Here is a 1,062-nt window from a genome sequence, read left to right on the forward strand (position 1 = left end):
GCTTCCAAGCTGCGAAGAATACTTGGGGCAAAGTGTTCCATAACGAAGTGTTCTCAAGCATCGAAAAAGATGGCGAGACTTACCGTGCTAACCAATACTTATTTGCATTGGAACAGTTGGATGCGACCAACATCTTCGACCAATACGTGATTGAGTCGATGATTAAGATGCTAGAAAGCGGCGAGCTTAACGATCCAGTCGCGATTAACATCGCGCAAAGCAGCTTGTCTCAGCCATCGTTCATTCGCTGGACAACCAACATGTTGGAGAAACACTCAAAAGTGGCGTCTAAACTTCACTTTGAGATTCCTGAAGAATGCTTCATTGATCATCCGCACCATACCGCACTGCTTTGTAACGCAATTCGTCAGTCTGGTGCTGAGTTTGGTGTCGATAACTATGGTCGTAACTTCCAGTCGCTGGAATACATCCAAGAGTTCCGTCCGAACTACGTGAAGCTGGATTACTTGTTCACACACAACTTACACGACGAAAAACAGAAGTTCACACTCACGTCGATCTCTCGTACCGCTCACAACTTGGGCATTACTACGATTGCATCGCGTATTGAAACTCAGATCCAATTGGATTTCCTCACCGAGCACTTCGTAGAGGTATTCCAAGGATTCATCGTCGACAAGGAATAATAAGGTTCACCAACGATGAAAGACCCTTTACTGAATTCGCTCATCTACGTTAGCCGTTACTATGGGTTAGCCAACTCGCCGGAAGCTCTTGTGAATGGGCTTCCGCTGTCAGATGGTAAATTGACCCCGTTCCTGCTACCAAGAGCGGCGGAAAGGGCCGGATTGGTTGCCAAGGAAAACCGCGCAGAGCTGGAGAAAATCTCCAGCCTGATTCTGCCGGCAATCTTAGTTCTTAAAGGTGGTGACTCTTGCGTTCTCAATAGCATCAATATGGAGACACGCGAAGCAGAAGTCACAACCTTAGAAAGTGGAATGGTGCCAATCTCCATTCCATTAGAAGACCTACTTGAGCAGTACACTGGTCGCTACTTTTTAGTTAAAAAGCAGTTCCGTTTCGATGAGCGCTCTCCCGAAG

The 1,062-nt window shown here is 46.8% G+C and carries 2 protein-coding genes; both read left to right on the plus strand.

Going from position 1 to position 1,062, the window contains the following annotated elements:
• Positions 1–647 (plus strand): EAL domain-containing protein (locus tag R7E00_RS24985; protein WP_318124904.1); only part of this gene is annotated, 647 nt, incomplete at its 5' end.
• Positions 648–662: 15 nt separating this feature from the next.
• On the plus strand, positions 663–1,062 hold a 400-nt coding region (locus R7E00_RS24990; RefSeq protein ID WP_318124905.1), incomplete at its 3' end, for a cysteine peptidase family C39 domain-containing protein.

Origin of the sequence: Vibrio sp. Vb1755, from assembly GCF_033338635.1 — a bacterium.
Lineage (GTDB): Bacteria > Pseudomonadota > Gammaproteobacteria > Enterobacterales > Vibrionaceae > Vibrio > Vibrio alginolyticus.